At 52.0% G+C, this 15124-nt stretch carries 11 protein-coding genes; 8 read left to right on the top strand and 3 right to left on the bottom strand.

The features are described 5' to 3' along the window. Positions 1 to 3: 3 nt before the first annotated feature. A complete protein-coding gene (gene istB / locus SH302x_RS13550; RefSeq protein WP_479369218.1) occupies positions 4 to 819 on the top strand; it encodes an IS21-like element helper ATPase IstB in 816 nt (271 codons plus the stop codon). 126 nt (positions 820 to 945) lie between these two features. Here istB and SH302x_RS13545 read toward each other — a convergent pair whose 3' ends face one another. Continuing rightward, positions 946 to 1272: a hypothetical protein gene (locus SH302x_RS13545; RefSeq protein WP_479369217.1), complete on the bottom strand. Its 327-nt coding sequence runs from the start codon at positions 1270 to 1272 to the stop codon at positions 946 to 948. A gap of 454 nt (positions 1273 to 1726) precedes the next feature. On the opposite strand from SH302x_RS13545, the gene SH302x_RS13540 reads away from it, so the two are divergent. The 7 genes from SH302x_RS13540 (at position 1727) to SH302x_RS13510 (ending at position 11862) form a co-directional block, all read left to right on the top strand. Further along, the gene (locus SH302x_RS13540) at positions 1727 to 2290 is read left to right on the top strand and encodes an ECF-type sigma factor (RefSeq protein ID WP_479369216.1); all 564 of its coding nucleotides are present in this window, start codon (positions 1727 to 1729) and stop codon (positions 2288 to 2290) included. Continuing rightward, entirely contained in the window at positions 2287 to 4578 is a 2292-nt protein-coding gene (locus SH302x_RS13535) for a protein kinase domain-containing protein (protein ID WP_479369215.1), read from the top strand. The genes SH302x_RS13540 and SH302x_RS13535 overlap by 4 nt, the downstream gene beginning before the upstream one ends. A 138-nt stretch (positions 4579 to 4716) precedes the next feature. Then, complete coding sequence (locus tag SH302x_RS13530; protein WP_479369214.1) at positions 4717 to 6600, top strand: outer membrane protein assembly factor BamB family protein; 1884 nt, start codon at positions 4717 to 4719, stop codon at positions 6598 to 6600. A gap of 73 nt (positions 6601 to 6673) precedes the next feature. Further along, complete coding sequence (locus tag SH302x_RS13525) at positions 6674 to 7855, top strand: alpha/beta hydrolase (protein WP_479369213.1); 1182 nt, start codon at positions 6674 to 6676, stop codon at positions 7853 to 7855. A 47-nt stretch (positions 7856 to 7902) separates the two neighbouring features. Continuing rightward, positions 7903 to 9300: a PQQ-binding-like beta-propeller repeat protein gene (locus SH302x_RS13520; protein ID WP_479369212.1), complete on the top strand. Its 1398-nt coding sequence runs from the start codon at positions 7903 to 7905 to the stop codon at positions 9298 to 9300. Further along, the gene (locus SH302x_RS13515) at positions 9281 to 10546 is read left to right on the top strand and encodes an outer membrane protein assembly factor BamB family protein (protein WP_479369211.1); all 1266 of its coding nucleotides are present in this window, start codon (positions 9281 to 9283) and stop codon (positions 10544 to 10546) included. Before SH302x_RS13520 ends, SH302x_RS13515 begins: the two co-directional genes overlap by 20 nt. A gap of 542 nt (positions 10547 to 11088) precedes the next feature. Next, positions 11089 to 11862, top strand: coding sequence for an RNA 2'-phosphotransferase (locus tag SH302x_RS13510; protein WP_479369210.1), 774 nt, complete (start codon positions 11089 to 11091; stop codon positions 11860 to 11862). A gap of 616 nt (positions 11863 to 12478) precedes the next feature. On the opposite strand, the gene SH302x_RS13505 is transcribed toward SH302x_RS13510, so the two are convergent. Both SH302x_RS13505 and SH302x_RS13500 read right to left on the bottom strand, forming a co-directional pair. Further along, the gene (locus tag SH302x_RS13505; RefSeq protein WP_479369209.1) at positions 12479 to 12907 is read right to left on the bottom strand and encodes a hypothetical protein; all 429 of its coding nucleotides are present in this window, start codon (positions 12905 to 12907) and stop codon (positions 12479 to 12481) included. 153 nt (positions 12908 to 13060) lie between these two features. Next, positions 13061 to 15064, bottom strand: coding sequence for an acyl-CoA dehydrogenase family protein (locus SH302x_RS13500; protein ID WP_479369208.1), 2004 nt, complete (start codon positions 15062 to 15064; stop codon positions 13061 to 13063). Positions 15065 to 15124: the final 60 nt, after the last annotated feature.

The following is a 15124-nucleotide window of genomic DNA, read 5'->3' as shown; positions in this document are numbered from 1 at the left end:
AAGATGAGTGAAAAGCATTTAACCGAGATGTTGCGAAAACTGCGTCTGTCTGGCTTGGCCGGCTCGCTGGAAGTCCGCTTGCATGAGGCTACCGCATCGGGCTTGTCGCACCGAGAGTTCCTGGAGTTGATCTTACAAGATGAACTGCTGGTGCGCGGGGATCGACAGATCGCTAGACGCATTACGTTGGCAAACTTTCGCGATGTGCGTCGCCTGGAGGATTTCGACTTCGCGTTCAACACCGCAATCAAGAAGTCAACCATCTTTGAATTGGCCACCTGCCGCTTCATTCGGGAGCATCAGGACTTGTTGATCGTGGGACCTCCTGGAACCGGGAAGAGCCATATCGCGCAGGCCCTCGGCCATGTTGCCATTCGCAATGGCCTTCATGTGTATTACCGTTCGATCTTCGACGTCGTCCGCGACTTCCTGCATGATGAAGCCATGGAAGGCTACGAGAAGACACTGCAGCGTTACTTGAAGCCCGACCTGCTGATCATCGACGACATGGGAATGAAGCAGCTGCCGAAGCGCTCGGGCGAATATCTATTCGAGATCATCATGCGCAGATACGAGCTGCGCTCAACCCTGATGACCAGCAATAGGCCGCTTGAAGACTGGGGCAAACTGATCGGTGACACACCCAGCGCGACAGCCATCCTAGATCGCTTCATGCACCATGCTGAAATTCTCAAATTCACAGGCCGCAGCTACCGACTAAGCGATCGCCAAGAAAATTCAAAAGGGACCAAAGCGCCAACGGCTAAGCCTGCCGATGAAACAGCTAAGACGACGGATTCAAAAGGGACCACGAAGTAGAACCTACTAAACAATTGAACACTGGGGGCATTTGAAGCGCCAATAGGTGGTCCCTTTTAAAGCGCCAAATGACACAAAATGAAGTTAACGATCGGGCATGTCGTCTTCGGACGCTCGGCTACCAGACTAAAGCAGTTCAAGAACTTGATTGATCGGTTCTTCGTCAAAATCGCCCCAAGCAAAACCTTTCTTGGTGAGGAGGAGAACCTGGTTCCCCATTTCCATTTCTGACGCGTCGAACGGCACATCATCGAGACATCCTTTGTCTTGAAGCAACTGGATGAAGTCTGGTAGCTCCGCGTAGTCGTACAGGGCTTCGCAAACAGAGTCGAACTGCAGTCCGGTGGCATCCATGATTTGATGTATTGTCTGCACCTCAGCGTTTTTGAGGCGTTTCCAGACCTGTTGGAGAACAGCGACCTGGTGGGTTGTTGTCTTTTCATTGAACTGCATTGTTATGCTCCCATTGAATTTGGATCGAAACGGAAATGATGGGAGCCAATCTAAGCCCACGCGGTGACACGTTTGGTCACGCGCTGCCGATTTTTTGAAATTTGCGTGAATCGTTTCGAGGGATAGCTTTGCCTGCCCTTTGGTGCAAGCGGCCGTGTCAGTCGAAGCCAAGTGCTATTCAGGTTTCTCACGGAGTTGGATTCGAAATGACGGGTTAGGGTGCAATCGGAGACCAGATTAACAAATGTCTCGTCCTCTAAACTCGAAAAGGACTCCCTGCATGGACTGGTTTCATTGAATTAAGCGCCGTCAAATGGGGATTTCGACCAGAATTTGGCCCCGGTGGATTGCGGATTCCGCATTAGAATTGTGGCTAATGAGCCAAAGTAGGACGGGGCTGGTCCCGCAACCAAGGTTTTATCAGGGGACAAGAAAGCTGTCCGATCGAAATCCAATGACGGAAGTTACCAAGATTCTTCAGCAGATTGAGCAGGGCAATACGGCTGCCGCAGCCGAGTTGTTGCCGCTTGTCTACGCAGAATTGCGGAAGCTGGCTGGACACCGGTTGGATCGAGAGAAACCTGGTCAAACGTTGCAAGCGACCGCGCTGGTGCACGAGGCGTATATCCGCTTGGTCGGAAATGCAGAGATCAAGTGGGACGGACGTTCACATTTCTTCGCTGCAGCAGCCGAAGCGATGCGACGAATCTTGGTGGATCACGCCAGGCGTCGGCACAGCGTTAAACATGGTGGCGGCTTTGAACGGCAAGAGCTTTCTGATGATGTGGCCATCGAGCTTGGCGACCTTGACCAGCTGCTCGACTTGGATGCGGCACTCACCAAGCTTGCTCAGGAAGATTCGGAAATGGCAAAACTCGTTGAACTTCGCTACTTCGCGGGGCTAGGCGTCGATGAGACTGCCAAAGCTTTGGGCGTGTCACCGCGAACAGTGAAACGGAATTGGGCTTATGCCAGAGCTTGGCTTGGACGCGAGTTGAATGGAGGCGAATCGATATGAAGCCTGTTCGATCATCAGAGAAATCAATCTTCTTGGAAGCACTCGATATAGAGTCCATCGAAGAGCGCACGGCATTTGTTGAGTCTGCGTGTCGTGGCGACGCGGCTTTGCTTTCCTCGGTCACTGCTCTTCTGCGTGAGCATGAGCGAGACGACAATCCGGTCGATACACCGATCGTTGCCCAAAGTGATCGTCGCCCATTCGCTAATGTCGAAACCGAATCATACGTTGCTGTGAACCGTTTAATCTCAGGGCAAACGCTCGGAACAATGATTGGACCATACAAGCTGATGGAGCAGATCGGCGAAGGTGGATTCGGATTGGTCTATGTCGCCGATCAGCAATCGCCGATCCGCAGACGTGTTGCACTGAAGATCATCAAACCAGGAATGGAATCACGTGAGGTCCTCACTCGATTCGAAGCGGAACGCCAAGCGATCGCGCTGATGGATCATCCGAATATCGCTCGAGTCTACGACGCAGGTGTAACTGAATCGGCGCAGCCGTACTTCGTGATGGAACTGGTCAGAGGCGTGCCGCTTACCGAGTATTGTGATGGTCATCAACTCGACATTTCTGAGCGTCTCAAGCTGTTTGTCGACATTTGCAACGCGGTGCAGCATGCCCATCAGAAGGGCATCATCCATCGCGATTTGAAACCATCGAACATTTTGGTCACGCTGCAGGATGGCCATCCGCTGGTAAAGGTCATCGACTTTGGCGTGGCAAAGGCAATCGGCCAGAGCTTGACTATCAAGACCATGTACACGCGATTTGCTTCGATGGTTGGTACGCCTGCCTATATGAGTCCGGAACAAGCCGGAATGAGCACAGATGACATCGACACACGAAGCGACATCTATTCGTTGGGTGTGTTGCTTTATGAGCTGTTAACTGGAACGACTCCATTTACTTCGGATCGGTTGCAAAGTGCTGGCTTTGATGAACTGCGCAGAATCATTCGTGAAGAAGAACCGCATCGACCGAGCACGCGGCTAAGTACTCTCAATAATCAACTAGCAACCACAATCGCGGCAAATCGCAAACTGGATCTTGCCAAGCTCGCTTCATCGATGAAGCGTGACCTGGATTGGATTGTCATGAAAGCGTTGGATAAAGACCGAAATAGACGATACGCGACAGCCGGATCAATGGCCGAAGATGTTTCGCGATTCCTCATGCATCAGCCCGTAGTCGCTTGCCCGCCATCGACTTGGTACCGGTTCACCAAGTTCGCGCGCCGCAACAAAGTCGCCATATCCACTGTCTCGTCCATCACAGGAGCGTTGTTGTTGGGAACGATCGTGAGCATCTGGCAAGCACAAGTTGCGATCCAGGAACGCGATGAGAAGGTGCTTGCCCTCAACGAAGCGAAAACTGCCGAAGAGACCGCCAATCAGGCTCGCAAGGATCTGGAAGGCTTCAACCAGAGGTTGAACACAACCACTGTTCTACTTTCCTCAGGTAGAGTTCATGCGGATGCACAACGGTGGTCGGAAGCATACAAGTCGTACACCGAAGCAACAGAAGTCCTTCCCAAGTATTTCCTCGTTTGGCTGGAGCGAGGACGACTTAACGCAAAACTAGGACGCTGGGATGCAGCTGCAGCAGATTTCTCCCAAGCAGTCGAAATTGGTTGTTCGGCCCAGCAAGCGGAACTCTCGGGTGTGCCGCAGTTGCTGTTCTTCGCGGGGCAATCCAAAGCCTACGAACGAATCACACGGGAGATCGAGCCGTTTGGTACAAGCGATCCGATGTCCGTAGTCGCGCGCGGCTTGCTCGTTGACGACATTTCGCCCGACAAGGCTGCTGAATTGGCCAGCCAAGTTGAGCAGATGCTGTTGGACATCGAGAACAAGTCCGGCTCCCACCAGAAGTTCCAACACAAATACGCGTCGATGTATTATTCCGCCAACTTGTATGTCGCCGGTTGGGCTCACCTTCGTGCTGGCAATGTGGACAAGGCTATCCAACGCTTGGAGCAATCGAACGACGCTGAGTGGTTTGGCAAGGGAATCGCATATCCGCTTATCGCTATCGCCCACCACCGTGCAGGACGAGCCGACGAAGCGGTCAAGGCGTTCGAACAATCTCAAGCTTTGCTGGACCGGTTGCTCAACGAAAGCGTCAGTCGTCAATCAGGCACTCCGATGATCCCGTGGATCGACTGGATTGAGTTTTTGGTGAACCACCGCGAAGCCAGTATCGTGGTCAAAGGCCATACGCCGGCCGACGATCCGCGATTTAGCCAAATGCAATTGGCTGCGGACACGGCAATAGCAAACTAAGGGTTTCTTAAAGTTTGCAAAATATCTTTGGCCCCACGCATTTCGCCTTCTCGCATTAGTCTTCCAGAGGCATCCCGTCCAGGCGGAACGGACGACTGGTGGCTTCAACCCAATTCCACTTCCCCTGAGGCGAATGCTATGCGGCGAATCACCTGTTACCTGGCACTCTTGTTTTCCAGCCAAATTGCGATTGCTGAAGATTGGCCCCAGTGGCAGGGACCAAATCGCAACGCCGTCTCTGGAGAAACTGGCCTGCTTCAAGAATGGCCCGCAGGCGGACCGCCAGTGGCTTGGCGAGTCGAGGGTCTGGGCGGAGGTGACAGTGCGCCAGCGGTGGCTGGCGGAAAACTCTACGGACTAAGCAATCGCGACGGCCAAGAAATCGTCTGGGCGTTGTCCGAAGCCGATGGAAAAGAAGTCTGGGCTAGTTCGCTTGGCGATGCCCAACCTCAAGACGTGCCGCAGTCGAAAGAAGGCCCAGGCGGAACGCCGACGGTCGACGGTGACCGAATCTATGCCATTGGCATGAGCGGTCGTATTGCGTGTTTAGACGCAAAGGACGGCAAGATACTTTGGAAAAAGAGCTTCAAGGATGACTTCGCCGGAACAGCTCCGATGTGGAACTTCCGTGAATCACCTCTGGTGGATGGCGACAAGGTGATCTGCACGCCAGGCGCAGCTAATGCAACGCTGGTCGCGCTCAACAAAACAAATGGCGATGTGATTTGGCAATCTTCTTCCCCTGCCGGTGCAACGCCAAACGCTCCAGCGCCTGGTGCTGGACGGCCCAATGAAGGCGACCGTGGGCCACGCGGTGGACAGCCTCGAGGTAGCAACGCTCCGCAAGCAGCTGCGATTGCTGGCACCGAAGATCCCACGCTGTATGTCAGCGAGCATTGGGGAATGACCGGTTTCAATCAGAAACTACCGAACGGTAAATACCAAGTAAACCTGCACTTTGCTGAGACCTATCAAGGCATTTCGCAAGCTGGTCAACGAGTCTTCAGCTTTACGGTCCAAGGTAAAGAGTTCAAAGACTTCGACCCATTTCAAAAAGCTGGAGGACTTCGAAAAGCATATGTCGAGTCGGTTCCTGTTGAGATTACTGACGGTGAGCTGAAGATTACGTTCAAACAGCAAGTTGAAAACCCAGCGATCAAGGCGATCGAGATACTTCCGCAAGATGCGAGTGATAAAGAACTGAAGCCGATTCGCATCAACGCTGGAGCATCAGAACCATTCACGGATTCCAAGAAACAAGTCTGGAGCCCTGACCAAGGATTCGTAGGCGGACAGGTGAACGCAGGCACATTCAACATGGCAGGCGGAGGTGGCGGTGGCGGCCGGCGTGGTGGCTTTGGAGGATTCGGAGGCCCACGTGCGGGTGCAGCGTATTCATCTGTCATTGCGATCGAACATGAAGGAGTTCGGCAGTATGTTCAAATGACCTCGAGCGCTTTGGTCGGTATGTCCGCAGACAAAGGTGAAGTCCTTTGGCAATACAACAAACCATCTAACGGTATGGGAATCAACTGCTCGACACCAATCTATGAAAATGGACTGGTCTTTGCGGCGTCCGCTTATGGAGCCGGTGGAGGAGCGGTCAAACTCACGAAGAACAGCAATGGGAAGTTTGAAGCAGAGGAAGTTTACTTCACGACCAACATGCAGAATCACCATGGTGGCATGATCGTGGTAGATGGTGCACTCTACGGTGCCAACGGTGGTAACGGCGGTGGCATGATGGCTTGTATCGACTTCAAGACGGGTGAAACGCTGTGGCGAGATCGAAAAGGCCCAAAGGGAGCGTTGCTGTATGCAGACGGTCGACTTTACCTTCGAAGTGAAGACGGTCCCGTTCTACTCGTCGAGCCATCTAAAGAAGGATTCGTCGAACGCGGGCGCTTTGAGCAACCCGATCGAAGCAGTGCTATGGCGTGGGCTCACCCGGTCGTTGCCAATGGCAAGCTCTACATCCGCGACCAGGGGCTTCTGCTGTGTTACGACGTGAAAGCAAAGTAAGCAACGTCGCATTAACTAAAACAAAGTCCCCGTAGAGCAAGTCCATTACAAGAACATAGGCAAGGCTGAATAGATGATGTTTACAAAGCAGGTTCGGATTCGAGCGCGAGCTATTGGGCTCTCAGTTGCTCTGTTACTCGCACTCGGTACGGTCGCATCCGCTCAGTTCGGACCACCACCGGTGCGATCACCCGAGGTCAATGCTGATAGCACGGTAACCTTTCGGTTGATGGCCCCCAACGCTAAAGCAGTAAGCGTACGAGGTATTACGAGGGAGCCTCTGGCAATGACAAAAGATGGAGCTGGAGTTTGGACTGCAACGTCCACAACTCTTAAGCCCGATCTATACACATACAGCTTTGACGTCGATGGTTTGAACACCGTCGATCCATCCAATACTCGATTTAGTTCACCTTATCGACGGATTGGACAGAATACGGTACTCGTTCCAGGCGACATGCCGTGGACACCAGTGCCGAATGTACCGCGTGGCGTCGTTGCACAGCACGTGTTTCAATCGAAACTCGCAAACGATGAACGCGATTTTTTCGTGTACACGCCACCCAACTACGACGCTAAACGTAGCGAACCCTATCCGGTTCTGTACCTGCATCATGGTTGGCAGCAAGACACGCGTGCTTGGTTGGACGACGGTGCTGCGAATGTGACGCTTGATACGCTCATCAATCAGGGCAAAGCAGTGCCGATGGTTGTGGTCATGCCTCACGCTTACGGAACGGCCGCTGGCCCGGTAGATATCGATCACCTCGACATGCTGCCAACCTACACTCGCATCTTACTTGAGGAAGTTATTCCTCAAGTTGAAAAGCAATACAACGTCTCAACCGAACCCAATGGCCGAGCCATGGCTGGGCTGTCGATGGGCGGCGCAGAATCGATGCATACGGGACTCAATCACCTGGAGACGTTTGCCTGGTTGGGCTCGTTCAGTGGAGCGTTCAACACTTGGCCGCTTACTCGGCCAGCCACTCGAGGTCGAGGCTTCAGTCTTGCAGAAGACAAAATCCCAGCTCAGTTTCCAACGCTCGACAAGAGCTCGAACGAGAAGATCAAGCTTCTCTGGATCGCATGTGGAACAGCGGACTTTGGGGCACTCCCAACGAACCAGCAGTTCAAGAAGTACCTGGATTCGGTTGGAGTGAACGTCACTTACACGGAAGTACCGGACATGGGGCATAACTGGCAGTTCTGGCGTCAAAACCTGGCTGACTTCGCGCAGCTCCTCTTCAAATAGAGAACAGGCTCAATCCAAATCGAATTCTTGAAAGGCGGATATTGGTTATGAAATCTCGAAGCTTAAAACTTGTACTAATTTCAGCGTTAATGGCCGGCACCAGTTGCTTGCCGTTACAGACGGCGTTTGCCGATGACTGGCCACAGTTTCTTGGCCCCAATCGCAATTCGACGTCTTCGGAAAAAGGCATCTCACGCAAGTGGCCGGAATCGGGTCCAGAGATTTTGTGGAAGGTACCTGTCGGTCGAGGTTTCGGTGGCCCCGCGATTCATGATGGGAGGGTTTATCTTCTTGACCGCGATGACAAAGTTGGTGAAACCCTTCGCTGCATGAGTCTGGAAGATGGTAAGGAGCTATGGACGTATGCTTACGATGCTCCTGGTGCCGTAATGTTTCCCGGCTCGCGAAGCGTCCCTACCATCAATGGCGAGTATGTTTACATTTGCGGTCACAATGGTGATTTGCATTGCATCAATATCAAGAGCCAAAAGCCAGTATGGAATGCCAACATTTGGGCCGACTTTGGTGGTCAGCCGCCAAGCGATGGAGGCGGATTGGGACGAGGCCCGGCTGATCCTGGCAGCTTTCCCATCTGGGCGGTGACGCAAAACCCACTTGTTTATGGCGACTTGCTAATTGTTGCTTCGCAAGCTCCAGAGGCCGGAGTGGTCGCCTACGACAAAGCCACTGGAAAAGTAAACTGGAAGACGCCGTCATTGGGCTATGTCGGCTATGTCAGTCCCAGCATCGCCAAGATCTCTGGCGAGGATCACATTGTTATGGTGTCGCCATCAACGAATCCATTCCGACGAGGCAACTCCGAAGAGAGCAAACTTGGCAAAGTGGTTGGAATCGAACCCAAGTCTGGCAAGATTCTCTGGGAATACGACAAGTGGAACTGTCACATTTCGGTAGCCAGTGCTGTTGATGCCGGCGAGAACCGACTCTTAATCGTCGGTGGATACGAACTGGGAGCCACGATGCTTCAAGTTGAGAAGACTAACAGCGGCTTCGCGGTGAAGGAGCTGTTCACGACGGAGGAGTTCGGTGACCAGACCAAACCACCGATCTTTCACGACGGTCACTTCTATGCTCAATACGGAACCAACAACCGTCGCGATGGATTGGTCTGCATGAACCTGAAGGGCGAGATCCAGTGGAAGACTCGGCGTGCACCGAACTTCAATAAGGGGAGCATGATTCTGGTCGATGGCGTGATCTTGGCCACAGATGGAGAGAAGTCGCTGTATTTGATCGAGCCTAGTCCACAGGAGTTCAAAGCCATTCAATCCGCTGAATTGTTGGGAGAAGGCGGGGGTGACAACAGTGGTATTGCTGGTCGGATCGGCGGACCGACACAGAACTGGGCACCTCTAGCGCTATCGAACGGCAAGCTTCTTATACGTGACCAAGCGGAGCTGAAGTGTGTCAAAGTTGGCCAGTAGATACATGCCGTGGGCGTTTGTACTCATTCTGTTCGGTAACGTCTCCGCAATATTGATGGCGCAAGAGTTACGCATCGGCACTGAAAATCGGTGGCCAGGATTTCGTGGTCCGAACGGACTTGGCGTTGTTGCGGATACGAACCCACCATTGAGTTTTGACGCAAAGACTGGCGAGAACATTAAATGGAAGATCTCGTTGCCGAAACACGGAATGAGTTCGCCGATCGTTTGGGGCAATCAAGTTTTCCTGACCGGTGCTGATGAGGAGTCGCGACAACTCTACTCGATCGATGCGGACACTGGCAAACTTCTGTGGACACATGATGTTCATGGGCTTGGTGATGAACCAGTCGAAGGGACGCTGCCCAAAGTCTTGGATGAGACAGGTTATGCGGCTTCAACTCCGACTACCAACGGACGCCATGTGGCTGCTGTGTTTGCAACCGGCGAACTCGTGTGTGTCGATTCGAAAGGCACTCGTATCTGGTCAAAGCACTTGGGTGTTCCCAAGAACCATTATGGTCACGCTTCTTCACTGCTGAATGATGGCGATCGATTGTTCGTCCAGTTTGATCACAGCCTCAATTCAAAGCTTTACTCTTTTGACTTTGCAACAGGGAAGATCCAATGGCAAGTTGACCGCAAAGAAATCGCATGGTCATCGCCGATCTTGGTCGAATCGAATGGACGGCGTGAACTCATCGTCGCCAATTCCGAATCTGTGGACAGTTATGCCCCAGAGACAGGAAAATTGCTGTGGCACGTTGAATGCTTGACCGGCGAAGTCGCCGCATCCCCGGCATATCAGGACGGGATAGTTGTCGTCGCCAGCGAAGGCTCAGCCGCTACTGCCATTAATATCGCTGCTGCCGATGATGCTTCGCGCGTACTCTGGCAATGGGAAGAATCACTGCCCGACACCGCGAGCCCTGTTGCGGGCAACGGCATGGTCATTATTCCAACGGGATTCGGAGTGGTTTCCTGCTTGGACATCAAGACAGGCAAGATGCTGTGGGAACATCAATTCGACACAGGCTTCTCGAGTTCGCCCATCATCATTGGCGACAAAGTCTTTCTCGCCGACCTTACTGGCAAGCTTCAGATTTTCAAGCTTTCGTCCCCGTTTGAACCTTTGGGCGAATGCGACCTCGGCGAGCCGATCTACGCGACGCCTGGATTCACAAGCAAGCGGATCTACGTCCGAGGAATGACTACGTTTTTCTGCATTGAAGAGACATTGAAGTAGTCTAGTCGATGAATTTGCACGCTTTTGATGTGTTTTTTCAGGTCGCATTCACCTAGTTCGAATCCTTTCTCGCCCGGACTCCGAACGAGAACTCTGTGTTAACTCTGGAGGCCCCCGAAAAGAGAGAGTCAGAGAGTTCGGGACCGTTTTTTCGCACCGGCGGGTGCAACCTTGAAGGTTGCGTTCGAGAGTCGGAAATCTCTCTGCAAACAGAGAGCGCGACGGACTGGGCAGGCGAACCGCGAAAAGCGTAGAAAACCCGCGAAAAACTGGGTAGAAACGAAAAACGCCCGGCGGTCGATCTTTCGACGCCGGGCGTTAAGTCTTTTGGTCGCCAAAGTTAGAACTTTGGCGAAAGCTCCCCCGGGTGGGCTCGAACCACCGACACGCGGATTAACAGTCCCGCATGCACTTCCGACCAATCGGGTGACAAGTCTCTAAAGTGTAATGAGTTAGGGAAGTGCGTCAAGCTTGACTGCGAATCCGTTTGCACATCAGTTTGCACTAAAGGTTCTTCTGACGCTGGCAGCGTCGGTCAGTCGATGTCATCGATCGACAGAATCATCGAGGTCTGGCCGCAACTGCCGTCCAATATCCAAGAAGCCATTTTGAAGCTCATCGCATCAACAAGCTCTCCGATTGAACAGGAGTCCAATCTGGGCAAACCAACTGTCCAACAACGGTCGATTGAGACTGAAATTTTTTCTAAGGATTCTTTGAATCGAATTCGCCGTACCGTGCTGGCATCACTGCGGCACGCCCCCGAGAAATTCAATCTGAGGATGGACTCGGACGGTTGGGTTGATCTTCTGGAAATCGGGCGGGTTATCAGTGCGTTTCCAACCTATCGCCGCATCAGCAATCGAGAATCCGTACGCGTCGTACTTGAGCGTCTTGGATTCGGCGACCGGCTTCAGTTTGCACTCGACTACTGCCGAGCAACCTATGGCCACAGCACTAAAAAGTTTGAAGCAAAGATCTCCGGCAAGCCAGATGACTGCCTTTTCCACGGAACTTCTACCGACCGTTTTCGTTCGATCGATTGCTTTGGCTTACAACCTTGTGGTCGGCGATTTGTTCAATTGACTACCGATTTCGAATACGCAAAGCGAATCGCCGAGAAGTCGAAAAATGGAGCCGTTGTGCTTCAAATTTCTACAGTGGCTGCCCTTGAGTTAGACGTGAAATTCTATCCGACAGGTACGCACGTATGGCTATCAACTGCCGTTCCCCCGGAGTGTCTAAATGTCTGGTTGACACGTCCCGACCCACATGATGATTTTGCATTGTACATGCAAGACGATACCCCCAACTAGGATCTTCCTTCTAAATCTAACTCAACGAGGAGTACACAAATTGGATCAAGAGATAACCGGAATTATTGAGGTTTTGTCCATACAGGAATCGAAGCTGAAATGCGAGGTGGAAGAAGCAAACTGCAAACTCCAGGTTTCAATGGAGCGACTGAAACAAGTGCAAACCGCTCTTTCGGCACTGCGTGGAACTTCCTCCCAAAAATCGGTTAAGAGTGGAGCTAGACCGAATCAAAAGACCGCATCACAGCACGATATACAGGAGGCTGTGATTGGCGTTCTGAACCAATACGGACGACTCACACAACCAGAAATCTTGCAACACGTTAAAGCTAGGCTGCTATCGCAGGGCTATTCGCGTTTAGGTTTAAGGCCAATGTTTGCGAAAGCTATGTTGAGTTCCCGGTTTAAAATTGACCAAAACCAGTTTGTGACCATGGAGTAACATCTGATTTTGGATGTCGCAAGCTCAGGCACCGAGCGACCCGTAGCCAATTCTCTAACGTTGCCGTGATTCTGAAGATACGAGAACAAGACTGTATAGATAGCGATGATTGTTCCTGTGGAATAGTTGCAATCACTTGTTGTGATTTAAGCGGAAGGAGAGGATTGGTTCTGGCTATTTCGCTTTTTCTGCTGCGTTAGCTTCCATGCGGACTGCGACTCCTTCGCGAAGACCATCAGTCGTTCGGCCAACGAAAATCATGACAAAATACGAAAGTACAGCCACGGTCAGGATTGAAAAATAGATTCGTTCTTTTCGAATCTTCTCAATGGCTTTGACCGTCAAGGTAAAAATTGTTCCTGTGATGATTGCTAGGACCAGTGGCACAACTGTGTTGGTGACGCTTGATTGTGACGCACCTATCAACCAGCCGAACAACCAGCCAGTGTCTGCACATGCTCGATAAGCAAAAAACGCTGCACCGCAGACGATTGCAATGTTTACGACTATGACCCACCAACTTGTCAGGACATTACTGGGAGCTTTGGACGGGGCCTGGGATGGGGCGGTGGTTGTCTCTGTCGTCGTTGGGGATTCGCTCATTATTGTGACTATCTTCTCGATGACGTTCATCAGGCGGTCTTGGTATTATCGATTCGCACCCGACGACCGAGGCGAACACTATCAACGTAACATGTAACAGCACCATTTTCAGTGCACAGAGTTTTTTTGATAACATACTCACGAAAAGGCAACTCATTTAGTTATAGGGGTTGGATGCAACTCGTTATGTTCTAGCTGAGAGGTTGAATTCCGTGACTGGTAGTTTTGGATTGCCATCTTCCAAAATTCGTATCCGTATTCATCTCGAACAACTGTCATCCGCATAACGTCAGTGGTTCCATCGGCGATTCGCAATCCCATCAAATCGCGTACGCGATCACCGAGATCGACATCATGACTGTATCCAAAAGCTCCGTGCGCACGCATTGCAGAATCGCAGGCGGCAAGTGCGATTTCAACTCCTTCTGCCTTCAGTCCATTAACGAGCGGAGCAGCGGCTTTGTAGTCGCCATCGTCGATTAGTTGCGCGGCATCACGAGCCAAGGCCATCGCCATCCGCAACTTGGTAAGATACTCGCCGATTGGCTGTTGTAAATGAGTGAAGCGAGCGATCGGACCGCCGAATACCTCGCGACTTGCAATTCGATCCGCCATCTGATCGAGAGCAGCTTCGCCGCACCCGATTGCAGCGGCCGATTGCATCAAACGCCAATACAGAAAGTGGTCGTCAAAGATCTTCCCGCCATCTCCGTCTTCACCTATCAGATTCTCATTGCTAACGTACATGTCGTCAAACTCTAATCCGCCGAACGAGTTTCCGGTGAGCCCGTGAGCTTGTCGATCAACAATTCGCAATCCTGGATGATCAATTGGCAATAGGAACGCCGTGCGTTCTCCGCGCTCCCCTTTTGTTGCAAGTGTGTATAACACGACATGCGTCGCTTCACGCAGTCGAGCATTCCAAAGCTTGCGTCCAGTCAAACGAAAGCCATTCCCTTCGCGGGTAGCCTTGCTTTGCATTTGCCTCATATCAGTACCGGCATCTGGTTCCGTGATCGCAACAGCGATATACGCTTTGCCAGCAATGATCTTCGCGAGGGTCTCTTGCGCAAGAGTCGTGCTGCAATCGGCGAGCGGACGTCCATGTGCGCCTCCGACAACATCACGAAGATTAAGATTGTGTTTGCCTGCGTGCCGGAAGACTTCAAGCATGTTCAAAGTTGACCAACCGCTTCCTCCGACTTCTGTTGGCAGATCCAACCCAGGCAATCCAAACGCTGCACCATGCTGACGCCAAGCAATTGGGTTAGTGAGATCGCCTTGTTCTCGGAGCAGAGTTGCCAACCGATCAATCCTCTCTTTGATTCCATCGACAGACGCATTACCTTGTTCTTCCGCAATGCCGGGCTGTTCGTTGATCAACCGAACCGTGAAGATCGTGTTCAACTCGTATGTCTGATTCGACTTGTCAAACCCAGCAGGACTGTGAAAGAAAACCTGTCGCTTCGGCGCGGTCGAATCACCGCGATACTCGACGATAAACGTGTAGTCTTTGGTGGGCTTACCCGGGTTCACGAACGATATCGGACCGCCATCGCTCTTTTGCAGTAATACGAAATGACGCCCACGGACGGTACCAGTCGCTGTCGTGACGGTGTAGGCAAGAATCTTGATCTGGCCGGCAGCAACGGAAAAATCTGGTCCATCGGCTGGCGACCATTCTATTCCCGCATTCTTGTGGGTACTTGTCGGAGCGGAAACAGTGGTGATAGCCACCGGCATGTCGTCTAGACCCTTGCAAAGGAAGGCAAGCAGCTCGACAAACCGCTTGTTCTTAATCAGTCCCTCTTTCAGTTCGGGCTTTTCTTGGAAAAGTCGAAGGGCGGTCCGATGCGGATGCAAATCCAAGGGAAGGCTTGTCATCGATCGCAATGTTTGCACAGCGATTAGCCCTGCTGCGATTGGGCAAGCTCCACCACCGTCCGGCTGAATCAGTTGGTCAAGTTCCTCCTGGGAAACAAGAAGTGGCTGGTCATCGCTGTGGTCAGCCTGAAGACGATCCAGAGCATGCTCTGGAAGCAACAAAGACCTATTTGAGTTCTCCTCGCTTGCAATTTCCTGGCTGGCGACAGGTTGTTGAAATGTGAGCAAGGCCAGCATCATAACCAATGGAATGATTGGTTTCTTTCTAAACATTTCTGTGATTCTCATGATGTTATACCGCTTTACTTTTCTTGGGTCGACCTAAAACAAACC

It is taken from the genome of Njordella calcicola (genome assembly GCF_056494125.1).
Note: the sequence above shows the minus strand (reverse complement) of the source record. Positions and strands in the feature narration are given on the sequence as shown.

What these genes read in the sequence shown, in the direction of transcription:
- SH302x_RS13525 (WP_479369213.1), top strand. Translation starts at nt 6,674, where the DNA reads ATGATGTTTACAAAGCAGGTTCGGATTCGAGCGCGAGCTATTGGGCTC.
- SH302x_RS13510 (WP_479369210.1), top strand. Translation starts at nt 11,089, where the DNA reads ATGTCATCGATCGACAGAATCATCGAGGTCTGGCCGCAACTGCCGTCC.
- SH302x_RS13500 (WP_479369208.1), bottom strand. Translation starts at nt 15,064, where the DNA reads ATGTTTAGAAAGAAACCAATCATTCCATTGGTTATGATGCTGGCCTTG.
- SH302x_RS13540 (WP_479369216.1), top strand. Translation starts at nt 1,727, where the DNA reads ATGACGGAAGTTACCAAGATTCTTCAGCAGATTGAGCAGGGCAATACG.
- SH302x_RS13505 (WP_479369209.1), bottom strand. Translation starts at nt 12,907, where the DNA reads ATGAGCGAATCCCCAACGACGACAGAGACAACCACCGCCCCATCCCAG.
- SH302x_RS13530 (WP_479369214.1), top strand. Translation starts at nt 4,717, where the DNA reads ATGCGGCGAATCACCTGTTACCTGGCACTCTTGTTTTCCAGCCAAATT.
- istB (WP_479369218.1), top strand. Translation starts at nt 4, where the DNA reads ATGAGTGAAAAGCATTTAACCGAGATGTTGCGAAAACTGCGTCTGTCT.
- SH302x_RS13545 (WP_479369217.1), bottom strand. Translation starts at nt 1,272, where the DNA reads ATGCAGTTCAATGAAAAGACAACAACCCACCAGGTCGCTGTTCTCCAA.
- SH302x_RS13520 (WP_479369212.1), top strand. Translation starts at nt 7,903, where the DNA reads ATGAAATCTCGAAGCTTAAAACTTGTACTAATTTCAGCGTTAATGGCC.
- SH302x_RS13535 (WP_479369215.1), top strand. Translation starts at nt 2,287, where the DNA reads ATGAAGCCTGTTCGATCATCAGAGAAATCAATCTTCTTGGAAGCACTC.